This window comes from Hymenobacter sp. IS2118 (assembly GCF_000715495.1).
Taxonomy (GTDB): Bacteria; Bacteroidota; Bacteroidia; order Cytophagales; family Hymenobacteraceae; genus Hymenobacter.
On record NZ_JNLX01000067.1, the window covers coordinates 47,697 to 64,312 of the forward strand.

Sequence of the window (16,616 nt, forward strand, 5' to 3'; positions counted from 1 at the left end):
ATTGCTGAGGCTCGTACTACCGGGCGTGGCGCACCGAATAATAGCACACCGCCGCGAAGCCCAGCGTGAGCAGGGTATGGAAAGGCAGCAGGCCGGCATCGCCGAAGTAGAGGCCGGCCCCGAGCCCAAAGGCGAAATACCCGGCCAGCAACCCTTCCAGCAGTACCAGCGCGCCCACGCCCCCGGTGCGATAGCGCCGCTTGGCGCGGCCCCCGCTACCGGCCTTGGGCGTGCGCACGAAAGGCGTGCGCTGGCCCATCCAGCCCAGCACGACGGCGCGCGCGTTGTGCAGCGCCAGGCCCATGGAAACCGAGAGAAACAGCAGAAAAAAGCCCGGATATAACGACGCTTTTCCAGTAGGCCGCGCCAGCCGCCACGCCGTGTAGTAATAATAGATGAGCGGCACAAAGCCCAGCAGAAACACCGAAGCCAGCTGAAAAACGAATTTAAACTCGTGGTAATCCCTGCGTACAAACACCAGTGGCACGCTCAGCAAGGCCATCAGCAGTATCACCACGTACACGCTGCTGTTGAGCAAATGGAAGGAGCCGTGCAGCTTGGTGGCCAGTGGCTGCGCCGAGCGCCACAGCGGGCCCAGGTGCTTGCGGGCGGTTTCGGCCGCGCCCTTGGTCCAGCGAAACTGCTGCGATTTGAGCGCGTCCATCACGGCGGGCAGCTCGGCGGGGGCCACAATCTCGGGGCGGTACACAAAGCGCCAGCCGCGCAGCTGGGCGCGGTAGCTCAGGTCGAGGTCTTCGGTGAGGGTATCGATGTGCCAGCCGCCGGCATCGTCGATGCAGGTGCGGCGCCACACGCCGCCGGTGCCGTTGAAATTGATGAAATAGCCGGCAAACGTGCGCCCCACTTGCTCGATGAGAAAGTGCGCATCCAGCCCAAACGCCTGCAGGCGCGTGAGCAGCGACTCGTCCTGGTTGAGGTGGCCCCAGCGCGTCTGGACCACGCCCACGGCCGCATCCTGCAAGAAGTAGGGCACGGTGCGGCGCAAAAAGCCCGGTTCCGGCACGAAGTCAGCGTCGAAAATGGCGATGAATTCTCCATCGGTTTCGGTCAGGCCGTGGCGTAGGGCACCCGCTTTGTAGCCCTCCCGGTCGGGCCGCCGCACGTGGCTGATGCGCAGGCCGCCGGCGGTGTGGTGTGCCACGCGGGCCGCGGCCAGGCTCACGGTAGCATCGTTAGAATCGTCGAGTACCTGGATATGCAGTAAATCAGCCGGGTAGTCGAGGGCCGCCGTGGCGTCGATAATGCGCTCCACCACGTTCTGTTCGTTGTAGAGCGGCAGCTGCACCGTCACGCGGGGCCATTCGGCGGGGGCCGGCGGGGGCAGAGCCGGCGGCGCGGCGTAGGCCCGCAGCGCCAACCGCGTAAGGTGCCACTGGCCCATACTAAAGCCAACAATAAACAGCAGGCACATCCCGTACACCACCACGAGCAAAAGGGGCAGCAGCGGCATCAGGAGGGAAAACGAAAAGTCAAGAACACAGAAAAACGTGGCTGAAAAAACCGAGTAAATAGTCAGAGATAACAGACTTGCTCCTGAATACGAAAAAATATAAAACCGACGGTCAGGCTTATCTGGCGTCTGCTTCGACTACGCTCAGAATGACTCATCTGTATTTAAGAATAAGCCTTGAGTTTAGTCGGCAGACGCGCCAAACAATTATTCATTACAAATCAATTGCTAATTGACCCCAAGCGCACTTACCAGTACCGGAAAATGGTCCACAAAATCTTATAGCCCGCGCCGATGGTGCCGCGCACCGTGCCCGATACCTTGCTGGTGCCAATACGCTTGCGGTAGCGCACGGGCACTTCCACGGTGCGCAGGCCCTGGCGGGCGGCTTTCACCTGCATTTCTACCGTCCAGCCGTAGGTTTTGTCTTCCATGTGCAGGCCGAGCAGGGCAGGGGCGAGAATGGCCCGAAAGGGACCTAAATCGGTGAAGGTGCCGCCGTAGCGCAGGCGCAGCAGGCGCGAAGCCAGCCAGTTGCCGAAGCGCTGCTGCGGCAGCAACGCCCCGCGCTCGCGCACGCCCAGCGCCCGCGAGCCAATCACCATATCGGCGGTGCCGGCCAGCAGGGGCGCCAGCAGTTCGGGCATTTGTTCGGGGTAATCGGAGTGGTCGCCGTCGAGAAATACGACGATGTCAGGCCACTCGGATTGGGGCTTGCCGAAGACGTAGGCCATGCCCGCCAGGCAGGCGTAGCCGTAGCCGGGGCGGGCTTCGTGCCGCACGGTGGCACCGGCCGCCGCCGCCGCGCGGCTGGTGTCGTCGGTCGAATTATTATCAACCACCACCACTTCCTGCACCAGGCCAGCCGGAATTTCGGCCAGCACCAGCCCAATGGCATTGGCTTCGTTGTGAGCGGGAATGATGACGCTGATGCGGGGCTGGGGCATGAAAAAGGAACGTGCGACCGAACCGCCACAACGCAGAAAACCGGACAGGACACGCCAACCGCACCACAAAGATGCTGCCGCCGCCGTAAAGCAGCGCGGAACCGCATCTTTGCGGCTGTCATTCATTTCGCTAAATCATGCTCAAGCTCGGCCAACCCGCCCCCGATTTCACCCTGAAAACCACCACCGGCGAAAGCTTTCAGCTCTCCTCGCTGCGTGGCCGGCACGTGGTGCTGTATTTCTACCCCAAAGACGACACGCCCGGCTGCACGGCCCAGGCCTGCAGCTTTCGCGACCAGTATGAGGATTTTAAGGACCTCGGCGCGGAGGTCGTCGGCATCAGCTCCGACAGCGAGAAGTCACACCAGAAATTTACCGCCAAGCACCGCCTGCCCTTCCAGCTGCTGGCCGATGAGAAAGGCGACGTGCGTAAGCTCTACGAAGTGCCCCGCGCCCTGCTGGGTCTGTTGCCGGGTCGCGTTACATATGTAATTGATAGCGAAGGCATCATCCGCTACATCTTCAACTCCCTGAGCGGCGCCACCGACCACGTGAGCAAAACCAAGGAGGTGCTGCAGGGCCTGGCCGCGTAGCAGCTTCTCCGGCAGGAACCGAAGCCTCTGCCGGGCGGGGCGGCCTGCTTTCGGTTTCAGGGACTAAATTCAACCCCATGAAAAAATACGGACTATTGGCGGCGCTGGTGCTCGGTTTGCCCGCCTGCGGCCTGCTGGGCAACGAGTGCGGCCGGGACAATCCGCCTACCTACTTCGACGTGCAGGGCCTTGACGTGGCCGTGACCCGGCAGCCGGTGGACAAGCCCTGGGAAGTAGTGTCGCCCGGTGCCTCCGTAGCCAGCCGCGAGCTGCGGCTGTTTCTGCTGTTGCGGGAGCGGCACTATACCGTGGCACCAAGCCGGGGTTTTATGTCGGCGGCCTACGCTTGCGACCCCTTGCCGGCCGGCAGCCGCGGCTCGACCGAGCGGATGGATAGTCTGAGCGTGACGAGCTTGAACGATTATGATGCGCAGCACCCAGCGGGCACGCCCCTCACCGATTTGCTGGCCGTGGGCGGGCTGAACTCGTTTCCGGTGCCCTCGCGGCAAAACCCGCTCGAACCGTTTCGGTATGCGGAACTCAGCCTCGTGCAGCCGCCCGCCGCTACGGGGCCGCAGCAGTTTCGGGTATATTACCGCCAGACGAACGGCGAAATTTATACTGCCGAAACCGCCGCAGTTACCGTTGTGCGGTAGATAAGGGCTGGCAACTTTGGGAGGGGCGTGAAGGACAAAATAGTGGCCTTACTTCTGAAGTAGAATCTGATAAGTTACTATCTTCTGTTACGCATCTCGGGCGTAACCCTAACCCCCTCTCCCCAGGAGAGGGGGAACTAGAATTAGTTTTAAAAAGCATGATTATTTGTATTCTAGACTAGAAACCAGTTCCCCCTCTCCTGGGGAGAGGGGGTTAGGGGGTGAGGTTTACGCCTGAGATGCGTAACAACAGTTTCTATCCGCCCCAGCTGAGCCAATACCTGCCCATTTGGCCTCGATTTGCCATATCAGACATGCGCAGAGATGAAAAAAGGCCGAAATCGCCATTCATCCATTGCGTTACAAAAGATTGTAATGCTAACAGGTGTTGAAAATCAGGACACTGAAAGCCATACTCCCAGGAAGCGTAGTATTGAAGCATCTCGGTTAGTTCCGCATCCATTTGGCCATCGCGGAGCAAACTATCCAGGTGAGTGCAGACGGCAAGCTCAGCCAAGGGGTCAATATCCCATATACCACTCAGGAAAGATGGCTCAGCTAAACAATACCATTGAATAAACAGCGCCCTTTTTACGGCTTCCTGGCTGCTGTCGTCAATAAGTAGCCGGGAGTAAGCTTTGTGAATAGACAAATACTCGTCATATACTCCCAAAGTAGCGAGCTGAGTAGTCTGGTATTCAATAGGTCCGCTCACGCTCTCAACGACGCGCATGTTTTTTTCTTCCCGAGCAGTAAGTGTAATAAGCGAGTTCATGCTTTTTAGCTCAAAATCCGCAGCGAATCCGCGTGGATGAGCTGCGAGGCTTGGTGCCGGCCTGCTGTGGGGCCGTTTTCCAGGTTGAGTACGCCGCGGGGGCAGGCGGTGCTGCACATGCCGCAGCCCACGCAGGAGGCGCGGACGATGGGCGCGCCGCGCTGGGCGTACTGCTGCACGTCGATGCCCATCTCGCACACGTTGGAGCAGTTGCCGCACGAGATGCACTGGGCGCCGTTGGTGCTGATGCGGAAGCGCGAAAAGTGCTTTTGCAGCAAGCCCAGGTACGCCGCCATGGGGCAGCCGAACCGGCACCACACCCGCGCGCCCATGATGGGGTAGAAACCCACCCCAATCACACCCGAAAATACGGCCCCGATGGCGAAGCCGTACCACTTAGCGCCCACGTTGCCCACTTCCCCGAGCAGCGTGCTGCCGAGGGCGAAATTGACCCACAGCAGCACCGTTACGGCGATAATAATGCCCAGAATGGAATAGATGAGGCGGACTTCCCAGCGCCAGGCGGCCCGGCTTTTGTCGGCGAGATGGCGGTAGGGGTCGCCGGCGGTTTCGGCCAGCCCGCCGCAGCCGCACACCCACGAGCAGTACCAGCGCTTGCCGAAGAAATAGGTGAGCACCGGCGTGGCCAAAAAGGTCATCACCGCCCCCCAAAACACCATAAATACGCCCAGACCGCCGTTTTGCGTCAGCGAGGTCACGGTGCCGGGAAACAGGTACTCGTACTTCAGCGGCCAGAAGTAGGTGAAGTAGAATTCGGGCTGCTGGAAGAACTGCAGCAGGCCCGGAATCAGAAAGGCAAAGGCAAGCTGGAAGAACATCACCGACGCGGTGCGAATGAGTTGGTAGCGCGAGTGCCGGTATTTCCACAGCGCGCGGGCGCCCATCAGCAGAATGGCCAGCGTGTAGAACGTGCCGTAGAGAAACCATTGGTCGGCGGGCCGGGCGCGCAGCCACTGGCTGAAACCGTCGAGCGCATGCACTAAGTTGTTGAGGGGGCCAAAGTTGCCCTGGCCATCATCGCCGCTATACCAATACAGCACCACGTAGAAACCCGTGAGCACCAAGCCCGTAACCCAGGCCACCGCGCCGCGGCTAGAGCTGGCGCGTAGCCACAAGTTATGCTGCTGCACGCCGGCGGGTTGTTGGCCAAATTTCACCCAGCTCCAGGCCAAAGTGCCGGCGCTCACCAGGCCCAGGGCCAGGTAGAACCAGGTTTGCCGGCGGGCGGGGTCGGCATCGGTCAGGGCCAGCATCAGGGCCAGCAGGCCCCCGGCCACCACCGTCAGGGTTAGCTTTTCGACCGGCGAGGCGGTAGGCAGGGGCGGCGTGGCAAGCGTTGGAGTCATTGGGTGAGTTGAGTAGTAGGCCAATAGCTATTTTGAAGAATCAGAGTGTTGAGTCTGAGCTATGATGCAATCAATTAAGGCCCGCTACTAAAGCAGGGCGGCTTTTGTAAGCGGGAGCTTGCCTTGTCGGGCAACTCGCTGGAAAACCAAAGCGCAAATCAATGGTGGTGATGGTCGTGCGGCTCATCGGGCTTGCCGAATAGATTGATGAGCGTGCCAATGACGTAAAATGCCGTCCAGCACACATACAGCCAGTTGAACCCGGCGGGTGTGTGGCCCACAAAAAAGTATAGAATCAGATGGGCGCCAGCACTCATCAGCAGGCCGGTGAGGGCGATGAACTGAAAGCTGTTGAGCGCCGAAGGCCGGTATAGTTTGGAGTAGTCCACGGGAGGAGGATGGAATTAAAAATGAAGAATTAAAAATTAAAAATGGGGAAGAAAGCAGCATGAATTGAGGTTCAAAAAGCTGCTGAATAAAGTCCGAGGGCTTTCCAAAGGAGGCTATTAAGGAAATCAGTCGAAGTACGAGTAGATAGACTTCCTGTGCAGGTCCAGAGTCAGTTAGCTCAACTTTTAATTCTTCATTTTTAATTTTTAAATGAAAAAAGGCCTTTTTTACGCTTCAGCACCACGGCCTGCTGCGGAAACGCCTGGTTGAAGGCCTGCACAATGGCCGGCTCGTGCTGCGGAAAAAACTCGGGGTCGAAATTAGCCTTACCCAGCTCGGCCACCACGGTTGCCATGGTTGCGGCTTCTAATATCCAGTGCTCGCACACGGCCTGCCGCAGGCGCAAGCCCAGGGCGTTGAACCCTACCACGGCGTGCGGCGCCGCGCTACGGAAGTACACGCGCAACGCCACCCGCGCCGATGGATGTTCCCAATAAAAGCTTTCCAAACCGGGTGCCGGGCCGGCCGGCGCCTGGCCATAAGTCTGGTATTCAAGGTTGAAGAACTTGGCCGAGTTGAACCACACGCCGCGCCGGTAGGCCGTGGGCTGTCCGCAAATGGTGTGGGCCACGGTTTCGCCCTGCATGCGGCCGGTGTACCAGAGCTGCTCGATGGGCACTTCGCCCGCGCCCGGCCGGCGGTGCTGGGCGCAGTCGCCGGCGGCAAACACGTTGGGCACGCTGGTACGCAGGTATTCGTCAACCAAAATGCCCCGGTCGGTTTCCACGCCGCAGGTTTGGGCCAGGGCCAGATTGGGCGCCACGCCGGTGGCCAGGCCCACCCATTGGCAGGCAATTTCCTCGCCGGCGGTGGTCACCACGGCCCGCACGCGGCCCTGGGCATCGCCCAGAATCTCGCGCAATTCGGTGCCGTAGCGCACGGCCACGTGGTTTTCTTTGAATTGCCGGTCCACCAGGTTGGCTTCTTCGGGCGGGAGCACGCCGCCCCAGTAGCGGGCATCGCGCACCAGCACCAGGGGCTCGATGCCCCGGCTGTGCAGCATTTCGGCCAGCTCCACGCCAATGAGGCCGCCGCCCACCACCACGCCCCGGCTGATGCCGTGGGTGTCGCGGGTCATGGCCGCCAGGTCGGGCAGGTTGTAGAGGCCCTGCACGCCCGCCAGGTGCTGGCCGGGCCAGTCGAAGAGCTTGCTCACCGAGCCGGTGGCCAGCAGCAGCTGGTCGTAGGTGAGGGTGGTGCCGTTGGCCAGTACTACTAGTTTCTCCTCCGTATTTAGGGCGGTGGCATCGGCGTGCACCAGCGCCAGGCGGTTTTCGGTCCAGAACCAGTCTTCGTAGGGCTTGATGTCCTGCGGGCGCAGGTGGCCCATGTACACGTACATCAGCGCCGTGCGGGAGTAGTGGTGCGCGCTTTCCGACGAAACCAGGGTGATTTGGGCGGTGGGGCTCAGGCGCCGAACGGCCAGGGCACACGTAACGCCGGTAATGCCGTTGCCGATGATAACCAAGTGCATTGCGAAGGGGTTGAGGTAAGAAGCCGGACCGGTGGTAAAAGTAACCGGACCCGTACCACAATCCTACGCCCGGTAATTGCCCAAGGTCCGCCCGCCGGGCTTCCAGCAACGTAAGCCGGGGCGTTGCGTACGCCTAATACGGTAATTTCCCACTCACTTCAGCGCCCCTTTCATGCTTCCTGACAACATCTCCGGCAACGGCACCGACCCCAACGAAGGCGAACACGCCGACATCACCGAAAACAAGAATTTCCCCAAAAACGAAGAGCTCGAAAAGCAGAAAGAGTACAAGCAGGACCAGAGCAACGACAAATCCAGCAACGACCCGTCGGCCGCCCGCAACACCGGCGCCAATGGTTACACCCAACGCAGCAACCAGAAAGACCAGCTCGAAAACCTGCACATCGGTGGCTCCGAAACCGAGCCCCAGGGGGGCAACGACCACCATGGGGCCGGCGAGTTGGCCCAGGGCCCCGGCTTCGAAGCCGAAGGCAGCATCGAGCTCGACCACAACCTGCGCACCCGCGAGCAGCCGTTCGGGGCCAAAGCGCCCACCGGCCCGGCCAAGCCCCCCGTGGGCGACGGAAGCATCAGCGACAACTAAAGGCTACCCAATGAATTTCTAGGTTCCATGCCACAGCGGGACCGGGCGCTAGCGGTACATAGTAGCCGCTAGCGCCTGGTCCCGCTGTGGCGTATTGTCCTTCCATTTGGCACAGCGAATTAGGTGTGAAATTAATGGAGACATACCACCGGTTTTGCCCTCGCACACTAACCCTTGATACTGGGGGTGAGGGGCTAAGCAGCGGAAAACGAGCTTTCTGCCGGCTAGCTTCCAAGGTGTAGCAGCAAGCTGGGCGCAGGTACCGGAAAGACGAATATTTGGCGGCTTCCCGTTCCGGAACCCTGTTTGCCTCGGCGGCCAAACAAAAAAAACAAGCAGGGTACGGATAACGCGGCAAAGGCTTAACTTGCGGGCCTTGTTGGAATAGCAGGCTAATGCGTAGCCTATTTCGATTGCCTTTAAACTCTTCATTAAATCCCCTTCAATAAAGTCAAATTATGAATCCTGAAAATCTACAAAAAAACGAAGAACAACCCTACGACCCCAACTTTGAGGCCCAGGATGAAGAGGTAATGTCGGGTGGCAACAATCGTTTGCTGTACATACTGGTTGGGTTGGTAGTGGCCCTGGTGATTGGCTACGTGGCCCTGCCCAAAGGCGAGGGCGACGGAATGGCTTCGGTAACCCCCACCTTTATGCTGGACGATGCCGCCGTAACGGGCGTAACCCCAACTTCGGCCGACAGCATCGCGGCGGGTCTGAAAGCTGCCCCCGTGGCCAAAGTAGACGAAGAGGAGGAAAAAACGACCGCCAAGCCCGGCGACAAAGCGGCTGCTGCTGCCAAAACCACCGCTGCCGCGCCTGGTACGGTGGCCGCGTCGGCCCCGGTTGTGGCCGCGGCCGAACCTGCTCCCGAACCAGAGCCTGAAGTAGCCGCCCCCGCGCCCGCTCCGGAACCCGCCGCGCCCGCCTTCGTCACGATGTCGGGTAAGATTGCCGATGAAAACGGCCGTCCCATGGTAGGTGCCACCGTGTTGCTGAAAGGCAGCAGCAAAGGCACCAGCACCGACGCCAACGGTAACTACTCTTTCGAAGTCCCCAATAACAAGGACCATACCCTCGTTTTTGGCTACGGCGGCTACGAAGACGAAATCGTGCGCAGCGCCGGCAGCCGGCCCGTGAACGTAACCCTAACGCCGCGGGCCAAAACCAAACGGGGCCGGCGCTAGCCACTACCGTTTCCGTTAGAGCACGCGTAAATCCACAAAAAAGGCCTCCCATCGGGAGGCCTTTTTTGTGGGCAACTATGATAGTTATCAGACAAGTATTCTAACAACCTAAGCGGTACGGTTACCGAAGCGGCGGCCAAAAATAAAGTAGACGGGTATTCCCACTGCCATCAGGGCCAGGCCGCGGCGCGAAAACTCGGCCGTGTCGGGCGCGAAAAGCAGGATGATGCAGAAGGCGGAGGCCAGCAGCACGTACAGGCCCGGCACCAGCGGATAGCCCCAGGCCCGGTAGGGGCGGGGCGCGTCGGGCCGGGTGCGGCGCAGCACAAAAATGCCGATGATGGTGACAACGTAAAACAGAATAACCGAGAACATCACGTAGTCCAGGAGCTGTCCGTACTTGCCGCTCAGGCAGAGCAGGCAGGCCCACAGGCATTGGGCCCACAGCGCCCGGCTGGGCACGCCCGCCCCGTTGAGGCGCGCCAGGCTGGGGAAAAACAGCCCGTCCTTGGCCATCGCAAAATAAGCGCGCGCTCCGCTGAGAATAATGCCGTTGTTGGCGCCAAAGGTGCTCAGCATAATGAGCACGGCCATAACGTAGGCGCCCGTGCGGCCCAGCACCGATTCGGCCACGGCCGTGGCCACCCGGTCGTCGGTGGCGTACATGATGCCGCGGCCGGCGATGGTAGTTGCTTCCGGTAAGCCGTTGATGGGCAGCACCAGCAGGTACACCACGTTGATGAGAATGTAGAGGGCCGTGACAATGGCCGTGCCGATGGCCATGCTGCGAACCAGCGTGCGTTCGGGATTCTGGATTTCCTCACCGGCAAACCCGATGTTGTTCCACGAATCCGACGAAAACAGCGAGCCCGTCATGGCCATGCCGATGGCCACTACCAGCGTGGTGCCGCTGATGGGCACGGTGGGGGCCGAAACGCCCGGTGCCGCGTGCCGGCTGGCCGACCATAAATCCGCGAAATTGGCCGCTATGGCTTCGGAGTTCAAGCCCAGGGCCACGCCCAGCACGATGAGCAGACCCAGCGCCACCAGCTTGGTGCTGCCCAGCACGTTTTGGATGAGCTTGCCGGTGCGCACGCCCTGCGCATTGAGCGCGGTGATGCCCACGATGAGAATAATGGCCAGCAGCTGCACCGAGCTGAACCCAAACGAGCCCACCGAAAACAGGATATTCTGCACGCTGAAATAAGGCACCAGCACGCCCGTGAATTTGGCGAAGGCCACGGCCACGGCCGCAATTACCCCGGTCTGGATGACGAGGAACAGCGTCCAGCCGTACAAAAAGGCGGTGAGGCGCCCGAAGGCTTCGCGCAGGTACACGTACTGCCCGCCTACTTTGGGAAACATGCTGGCCAGCTCGCCATAGCTAATGGCACCGGCCATGGTGATGACGCCCGTGAGCAGCCACACCACCAGCAGCCAGCCAGAGGAGCCCACCTTACGGGCAATATCGGCCGAAACGATGAAGATGCCCGAGCCTATCATGCTGCCCGTGACCAGCATAATGGCATCGAAGAGGGTGATGGCCCGTTGAAAATGGGGTTGTGAGGGTTGAGGTTCGTTCATATAAAAGCGGAGATTTTTGCCAAAGAAAACGAAAAGGCCCGCCGTGAACGGCGAGCCTGGGTAAATGAACCCGGAAATACCTTAAAATTCGCTGCGGTCGTACCAGCTGCGCATGCGCCACGGGTCGGTGCGGTTCTTGCGCACGAGCACCAGCCGGGCCGTACCCGAACCCGAAAACCGCTCGTTGTCGCGCTGCTCGATGGTGAGCAGAAAGGAGCGTTCCACATACGCCAGCGTGTCGGTGGCCAGCGTGTCGGAGCTGGGCAGGTACTGCGTCCACTGCAGGTTGGTGGAGCGGGCGGCCCGGAACAGGCGGTAGGTGGTATTCGCGTCCACGTCGCGCGTCCAGGAGCGGTCGAGGTTGGCGGCGAAGTCGCGGTAGGTGAAGCGGAAGTCCGGGGCCAGCAGCTGCCCGTAGAGCGTGGAGTCGCGCAGCTGGTAGGCGGCCCGAAACCGGTCGAAGAAGCCGCGCACCGTAACGGGGTTGCCCAGCAGGTCGTTTTCGTTGGCGGGCACCTCGTCCAGGGCCGGTGCAAAGGGATTGCAGCCAGGAACCGTCAGCATCAGCAGGATGCCAGTCAGCCACCCAACCGGAAAAAACGGACGCGACAACACCTTCATAAGTCGAAATATAGGCATAGCGGCGCCAAAAATGCAGCGCGGCCGGATTCGTCGATTGGCAACCGGCGCGGCGGCAGTTCTGCGGGCCAAATAAACGGATTGGGCAGCTTCGTACTAATACTGCTCAGCGCAACTGCGTCAGGAATTAAGAATTAAAAATGAAGGATTAAAAATTTGATAACTGGATTTTTAATCCTTCATTTTTAATTCCCAATTCAATCTGCTGTCGTTAGCGCGTGCTGAAATACTTTTTCAAATCCGTCCAGCACAGGCCCGGCCCGGTGCGTTGGTCGCGCCAGGCCACGATGCGCCACTCGTTGTTGCGGCGGCGCAGGATGAGGCGGATGTTGCCTTGCAGCAGCCCGGCGCGAAAGGCGGTGTCCTGCTGGCTGATGCGCAGCTCGTACAAGGCCGAAACCTCGACCGAATCCGTGGTGTAAAGCTGGTCGCGCCGGTCGCTCAGCACTAGGGAGTTGATGGTGCCCGTGGGCGTGCGGCGGCGCAGGCTGGTGAAGTACGTGACTTCTTCGGGCACGCTCCAGTTGGCGAAGAGGGCCGGCGTGGAGCCGGCGCTGGTGGGGTCGGGCACGAAGCGAAAATCGGGCCCGCTGAAGCTGCGCTCGTAGTTGGCCGCGTTCACGCGCTGCACGGCGGTGGCAAAGTTGGCCAGCAGCAGGTCCACCTGCGTGGGCTGAATCCATTCGCTGGAAGCCGCCGCCGGCTCGGGCTCCCGCAACTGAAAGCAGCCTGGCAGCAGTAGTCCGCCCACCACCACAGCCAGACCCGTAAATACCTGCCGCGGCCAGCGGTACAAGGCGGGCAGCCAGCGGGAGCGCAGCATACGGGGCGGGGGCAGCAACATGCTGAAAGGTACGGCTGCATTTGGGTGCCGCGCCAAAAGTGATATTCAGCAGCGCGGCCATTCAGCCAGCGAAGCGGATGCTGGTGCTGATTTAACCCGTGGCCGCCCCAATCCGCCGGCCGGCCGTACTTTCGTCGCCCGTCATCCGCTTCCCTTCGCATGTCCCGAAAGCTCCTGGCGTTACTCACGGCGCTCCTGCTGCTGCTCACGCTGGCCACCTACGTCTACTACCGGCGCACGCTGGCGGCCGTACCCGTCGACCCCTACACGCTGGTGCCCAACGATGCCGTGCTGGTGCTCACCACCCAGGACCATCCCACGCTGGTGCGCCGGCTGCAGGAAACCGGCCTATGGGACAACCTTACGGCCATGCGCTACTTCCAGCACTCGGCCGGACACCTGGCCCTGGCCGACAGCCTGACCGGCGGCACCTCGCGGCGGCGTGTGGGCCTGTTGGGCTTGCTGGGCCGCAAGCTGGTGGTTACCTCCGTGCACATCACCGGGCCGGCGGTGTTCGACGTGCTCTACCAGGTGCCGCTGACCCGCGTGAGCGAATACCGGCAGGTGCGGGGCCTGCTCGAAACCCTGGGCCGCGACCCGCGCTACCGCCTCAGCACGCGGGAATACGAAGACCACGAATTCAGCGTGCTCACCGAGCGCCGCAGCGAAACCAGTCTCACGGTTCTCAACTACCGCAACCATCTGCTTATTAGCACCAACCCGGCGTTGGTGGAAGCTGCCGTGCGCCGGGTGGCGCACCCCAAAGAGCCCACGGTGCTGACGCCCTTCGGGACGACGGATTTGCTGCGGGTGCGCGGCATGGACGCGACGCTCATGGTGAACTACCGCCGCCTGCCGCAGTTTCTGGATGTGCTGTTCCGGCCCGAAGCCCACGGGCAGTTCGACCAGCTGACGGGGCTGGTTTCGGAAGGCTTGCTGGGCCTGAAAGTAGCGGGCGGCCGGGTGCAGCTCCATGGCTTCTCCAACCCGGAAACGGCTAAGGGGGCCCTGCAACAACGGCTGCTCGGCCAACGGGCCCAGCCGCTGGGGCTCACGCCTATTCTGAGTACGCGCACGGCGCTGCTGCTGCACCTCGCGGCCAACCCCACCCGGACCTGGCCCCGCCCGACCGGGGCCGCGGCCGGCACCGATTCGCTGGGCAGCGGCGCGGCCCTCGATAGCCTGCGGGCCACGTTCGGGGGCGAAATGGCCCTGGCCTACCTGGCGGCCCCGGCTGCCAGCAGCCGGCCGGGGCGCCTCGCCCTGGTGCAGTGCCCCACACCGGCGCGCACCGAGCAATGGCTGGCCCGGCTGCGCCGCCTCAACAATAATTCGCCCTCTTTCACCAAAACAGGCCCGTACCAGGTGTACGCGGTTGGTTTTGCTGAGGGGGCCGTGCTGGGGCCCTTGCTAAACCCCGCCCCGCCCACGGCGACGGAGGCCCGTTTTGGGGTAATGGTAGGCAATTACCTGGTGCTCTCCGACCAGTCGACGCTGAACGCCTACCTGGCCGACGTGGTGGCCGGCCGCACCTGGGCAAAAAGCCCGGCCCAGATTGCTTTTTTGCAGGAAACTCTATCCAGGGCGCGGCTGAGCATTCTGGTGGACACGCGCAACAGCTGGAACGCGCTGCTGGGCGTGCTTACCGAGGAGCGCCGGGCGGGCCTGCTGCGCAACGAGGCCTTGTTCAAGCGCTTTCCGCAGATGGCCCTGCAGCTGGTGCCGGCCGATAACGAGGACGCCCCCGATGCCCAGTATTTTACCCAGCTGCTGCTGCGCCACCCCGACCTGGGCCCGGCCACGGCGCAGTCTGGCGGGGCCGCTGCCAACGGACGGGTGCTCACGTTTACGCATCAGCTCATGGGAGTGCCCACGCTGCTGCCCGCCCTCGGCACCCGCATCCCGGCCGTGGTGGTGCAGGATTCGGTGGGCGCGCTGCACTACGTAACCGCCGATAACGCGGTGCTCTGGTCCGACACCCTGGCCGGGCCGGCGGTGGGCGTGCGGCTGCTGCCGGGTGGTGGCGGCGCGCCGGGCGGGCTACTGGCCGGCGCCGGCAACCGGCTGCATCTGCTCGGCAACGACGGCGCCGACCTGCTGCCGTTTCCGCTGTACCTGCCCGATACCGTGCGGGCCGCGGCGCTGCTGGCCGGCGCGGCCACCGGCCCCAAAGACCCCGCCCGCCTGCTGGTCGTCACGGCCGGCAACGAATTGCTGCTGCTCGATGCTCAGGGCCGGCAGTTTCCCGGCTGGCAGCCCAAGCGGCTGGATTTCCCCCTGGCGGGCTTGCCGGCCATTTTCAGCGTCAACAACCGGGATGTGGTGTTGGTACCGCTGCAAAATGGTTACGTGTATGCTTATGACCAGCAGGGTAATCTGTTCCCCGGGTTCCCGCTGAGCATGGGGGCGCGGCTGGCGGGCGGGGTGCTGGTGCAGCCGGGCGCCACGCTGGGCCGCACCCGGCTCACGCTGGTCAACCAACACGGCGAGCTGATAATCTTCACCCTGAGCGGCGACATCATCAGCCGCAAGCGGGTAGCTACCTGGAGCCGAACGGCTCGATTTCAGCTCGTGCCGGCGCAGCGCGGCAACACCTTTGTGGTGACGCGGGAAGATGGCAACCAGCTCGACGCCTATTCGCCCAGCCAGTCGGCGCCCCTCTTCACGCAGCGCTTCGTAACCTCCGGCCCCAAGCCCGTGCAGTTTTTCGACTTTGGGAAAGGGCAGCAGCTGGTGGCCGTGACCGAGCCGGGGCCGGACCAGGCGTTTCTCTACGATGCCGAAGGCCGCCTGCTGGGCGGCGCGCCCGTACCCAGTACCGGCAGCGGCGTGGGCCTGAGCTACGATGCCACGTCGGATTCTTACCATCTGGTGCGCATTGTGGGCCGCGAGCTGCGCCGCACCGAACTCAAAGTTGCGCGTTAATCCCGCCGCCCTGCTTCTCGTCAACTACCTCATTTCATGGCTGATTCCACTCGTACAGGCTTGGTGGTTGGTAAATTCTGGCCCCCGCACCGAGGCCACCAGCTGTTGCTTGAAACCGCCGCCGCCCAGGTAACGGACCTGGTGGTGCTGGTGTATGCCAATCCTGATTCGGCCACGATGCCCGCCGCGCTACGCGCCCGCTGGATTCAGGAATTGTATCGGGGTGATGATGTGGCGCAGGGGCCGCGCGTGGGCGCTACGCCGCTGCGGATTTTTGCCCTTTCTGCCGAAGCCGACGGCGTGCCGCCCGATGCCGCCGCCGACGCGGTGCAACGCGAATTTGTGCGCCAGTGGCTGGCGCGGCAAGGCATTTCGGCCGACGTGGTATTCAGCAGCGAAGCGTACGGTCCCGGTTTTGCCGCGCACCTGGGCGTGGCGCACCTGGCCGTGGACGAGCCGCGCGGGCAGGTGCCGGTTTCGGGCACGAAAGTGCGCGCCGACGTGGCCGAAAACGCGTGGTATCTGCATCCGCTGGTGGCTGCGCAGCTCGGCGTGGTGCCGCCGGCAGCGGTGGCGCGCGTGGTGTTTCTCGGGGCCGAAAGTAGTGGCAAGTCTACGCTGTGCGCGGCGCTGGCCGAGGCCTGTGGCACGGTGTGGGTGCCGGAATACGGCCGCACGCTGCACGAGCAGAAGCAGGGCAATCTGGACTACGAAGACCTGCTCTACATTGCCCGGCGCCACGTCGAGCTGGAGGACGAAGCCCTGGCTCAGGCCCAGAACGTGCTTTTTTGTGATACCAACGCGGCTACCACGGCGCTGTATTCCTACTACTATTTCCACCGCTGCGACCCCGTGCTGCGGGCGCTGGCGGCGGTGTGCGGGCAGCGCTACGCCCACACGTTTGTGTGCGCGCCCACGGTGCCCTTCGAGCAGGACGGCTGGCGCGGGCCCGAGGCGCTGCGCAGCTTTCAGCACGGCGCCATCATCATGCAGCTCGACTTCTACGGCATTCCCTACACCCTCGTGGAAGGCACCGTGGCGGAGCGGGTGCGCCAGGTGCGGCAGCAGCTTCAGGCCGCCGGAATAGGGACCTGAGT

Annotated in this window: 15 protein-coding genes; 6 read left to right on the plus strand and 9 right to left on the minus strand. The window is 62.3% G+C overall.

All coding sequences use genetic code 11. The features are described 5' to 3' along the window. Nucleotides 1-16: 16 nt before the first annotated feature. Nucleotides 17-1,471 carry a cellulose synthase family protein gene (locus GM79_RS05270; protein ID WP_035560355.1) on the minus strand — a complete coding sequence of 485 codons (1,455 nt, stop codon included), beginning with the start codon at nucleotides 1,469-1,471 and terminating at the stop codon, nucleotides 17-19. Nucleotides 1,472-1,719: 248 nt separating this feature from the next. Next, the gene (locus GM79_RS05275; RefSeq protein ID WP_035560357.1) at nucleotides 1,720-2,418 is read right to left on the minus strand and encodes a glycosyltransferase family 2 protein; all 699 of its coding nucleotides are present in this window, start codon (nucleotides 2,416-2,418) and stop codon (nucleotides 1,720-1,722) included. A gap of 137 nt (nucleotides 2,419-2,555) precedes the next feature. Here GM79_RS05275 and GM79_RS05280 point away from each other — a divergent pair, with 137 nt between their 5' ends. Together GM79_RS05280 and GM79_RS05285 are read left to right on the plus strand one after the other, a co-directional pair. Beyond that, complete coding sequence (locus GM79_RS05280) at nucleotides 2,556-3,011, plus strand: peroxiredoxin (RefSeq protein ID WP_200875582.1); 456 nt, start codon at nucleotides 2,556-2,558, stop codon at nucleotides 3,009-3,011. A 77-nt stretch (nucleotides 3,012-3,088) separates the two neighbouring features. Next, nucleotides 3,089-3,667 (plus strand): hypothetical protein, encoded by a 579-nt coding sequence (locus GM79_RS05285; RefSeq protein WP_035560364.1) that lies wholly within the window; start codon nucleotides 3,089-3,091, stop codon nucleotides 3,665-3,667. Nucleotides 3,668-3,923: 256 nt separating this feature from the next. Here the strand turns inward: GM79_RS05285 and GM79_RS05290 are convergent, their stop codons facing one another. The 4 genes from GM79_RS05290 to GM79_RS05305 form a co-directional block, all read right to left on the minus strand. Beyond that, a complete protein-coding gene (locus GM79_RS05290; protein ID WP_152559849.1) occupies nucleotides 3,924-4,442 on the minus strand; it encodes a hypothetical protein in 519 nt (172 codons plus the stop codon). A 5-nt stretch (nucleotides 4,443-4,447) separates the two neighbouring features. Beyond that, complete coding sequence (locus GM79_RS05295; protein ID WP_035560370.1) at nucleotides 4,448-5,809, minus strand: 4Fe-4S binding protein; 1,362 nt, start codon at nucleotides 5,807-5,809, stop codon at nucleotides 4,448-4,450. A gap of 158 nt (nucleotides 5,810-5,967) precedes the next feature. Next, on the minus strand, nucleotides 5,968-6,198 hold the full coding sequence (locus GM79_RS05300; protein WP_035560373.1) for a hypothetical protein: 231 nt from the start codon (nucleotides 6,196-6,198) through the stop codon (nucleotides 5,968-5,970). Nucleotides 6,199-6,398: 200 nt separating this feature from the next. Further along, nucleotides 6,399-7,733 (minus strand): NAD(P)/FAD-dependent oxidoreductase, encoded by a 1,335-nt coding sequence (locus tag GM79_RS05305; protein ID WP_035560376.1) that lies wholly within the window; start codon nucleotides 7,731-7,733, stop codon nucleotides 6,399-6,401. A gap of 172 nt (nucleotides 7,734-7,905) precedes the next feature. Here GM79_RS05305 and GM79_RS22770 point away from each other — a divergent pair, with 172 nt between their 5' ends. Both GM79_RS22770 and GM79_RS05315 read left to right on the plus strand, forming a co-directional pair. Beyond that, the gene (locus GM79_RS22770; RefSeq protein WP_051718541.1) at nucleotides 7,906-8,337 is read left to right on the plus strand and encodes a hypothetical protein; all 432 of its coding nucleotides are present in this window, start codon (nucleotides 7,906-7,908) and stop codon (nucleotides 8,335-8,337) included. A gap of 458 nt (nucleotides 8,338-8,795) precedes the next feature. Continuing rightward, nucleotides 8,796-9,527: a carboxypeptidase-like regulatory domain-containing protein gene (locus GM79_RS05315; RefSeq protein WP_035560379.1), complete on the plus strand. Its 732-nt coding sequence runs from the start codon at nucleotides 8,796-8,798 to the stop codon at nucleotides 9,525-9,527. 108 nt (nucleotides 9,528-9,635) lie between these two features. Here the strand turns inward: GM79_RS05315 and GM79_RS05320 are convergent, their stop codons facing one another. From GM79_RS05320 to GM79_RS05330, 3 genes are all read right to left on the minus strand, one after another. Continuing rightward, nucleotides 9,636-11,111: an APC family permease gene (locus GM79_RS05320; protein ID WP_035560382.1), complete on the minus strand. Its 1,476-nt coding sequence runs from the start codon at nucleotides 11,109-11,111 to the stop codon at nucleotides 9,636-9,638. A gap of 81 nt (nucleotides 11,112-11,192) precedes the next feature. After that, entirely contained in the window at nucleotides 11,193-11,750 is a 558-nt protein-coding gene (locus tag GM79_RS05325) for a hypothetical protein (protein WP_152559850.1), read from the minus strand. Between the two features lie 211 nt (nucleotides 11,751-11,961). Beyond that, a complete protein-coding gene (locus GM79_RS05330) occupies nucleotides 11,962-12,573 on the minus strand; it encodes a hypothetical protein (RefSeq protein WP_152559851.1) in 612 nt (203 codons plus the stop codon). Nucleotides 12,574-12,753: 180 nt separating this feature from the next. On the opposite strand from GM79_RS05330, the gene GM79_RS05335 reads away from it, so the two are divergent. Continuing rightward, nucleotides 12,754-15,519: a hypothetical protein gene (locus tag GM79_RS05335; RefSeq protein ID WP_035560388.1), complete on the plus strand. Its 2,766-nt coding sequence runs from the start codon at nucleotides 12,754-12,756 to the stop codon at nucleotides 15,517-15,519. 36 nt (nucleotides 15,520-15,555) lie between these two features. Further along, nucleotides 15,556-16,614: an AAA family ATPase gene (locus GM79_RS05340; protein ID WP_035560391.1), complete on the plus strand. Its 1,059-nt coding sequence runs from the start codon at nucleotides 15,556-15,558 to the stop codon at nucleotides 16,612-16,614. Nucleotides 16,615-16,616: the final 2 nt, after the last annotated feature.

Bases quoted from the DNA above. Each gene is read 5' to 3' on its own strand.
- GM79_RS05280 (WP_200875582.1), top strand. From the start codon at position 2,556: ATGCTCAAGCTCGGCCAACCCGCCCCCGATTTCACCCTGAAAACCACC.
- GM79_RS05320 (WP_035560382.1), bottom strand. From the start codon at position 11,111: ATGAACGAACCTCAACCCTCACAACCCCATTTTCAACGGGCCATCACC.
- GM79_RS05340 (WP_035560391.1), top strand. From the start codon at position 15,556: ATGGCTGATTCCACTCGTACAGGCTTGGTGGTTGGTAAATTCTGGCCC.
- GM79_RS05285 (WP_035560364.1), top strand. From the start codon at position 3,089: ATGAAAAAATACGGACTATTGGCGGCGCTGGTGCTCGGTTTGCCCGCC.
- GM79_RS05275 (WP_035560357.1), bottom strand. From the start codon at position 2,418: ATGCCCCAGCCCCGCATCAGCGTCATCATTCCCGCTCACAACGAAGCC.
- GM79_RS05330 (WP_152559851.1), bottom strand. From the start codon at position 12,573: ATGCTGCGCTCCCGCTGGCTGCCCGCCTTGTACCGCTGGCCGCGGCAG.
- GM79_RS05270 (WP_035560355.1), bottom strand. From the start codon at position 1,471: ATGCCGCTGCTGCCCCTTTTGCTCGTGGTGGTGTACGGGATGTGCCTG.
- GM79_RS05315 (WP_035560379.1), top strand. From the start codon at position 8,796: ATGAATCCTGAAAATCTACAAAAAAACGAAGAACAACCCTACGACCCC.
- GM79_RS22770 (WP_051718541.1), top strand. From the start codon at position 7,906: ATGCTTCCTGACAACATCTCCGGCAACGGCACCGACCCCAACGAAGGC.
- GM79_RS05325 (WP_152559850.1), bottom strand. From the start codon at position 11,750: ATGCCTATATTTCGACTTATGAAGGTGTTGTCGCGTCCGTTTTTTCCG.
- GM79_RS05305 (WP_035560376.1), bottom strand. From the start codon at position 7,733: ATGCACTTGGTTATCATCGGCAACGGCATTACCGGCGTTACGTGTGCC.
- GM79_RS05290 (WP_152559849.1), bottom strand. From the start codon at position 4,442: ATGAACTCGCTTATTACACTTACTGCTCGGGAAGAAAAAAACATGCGC.
- GM79_RS05335 (WP_035560388.1), top strand. From the start codon at position 12,754: ATGTCCCGAAAGCTCCTGGCGTTACTCACGGCGCTCCTGCTGCTGCTC.
- GM79_RS05295 (WP_035560370.1), bottom strand. From the start codon at position 5,809: ATGACTCCAACGCTTGCCACGCCGCCCCTGCCTACCGCCTCGCCGGTC.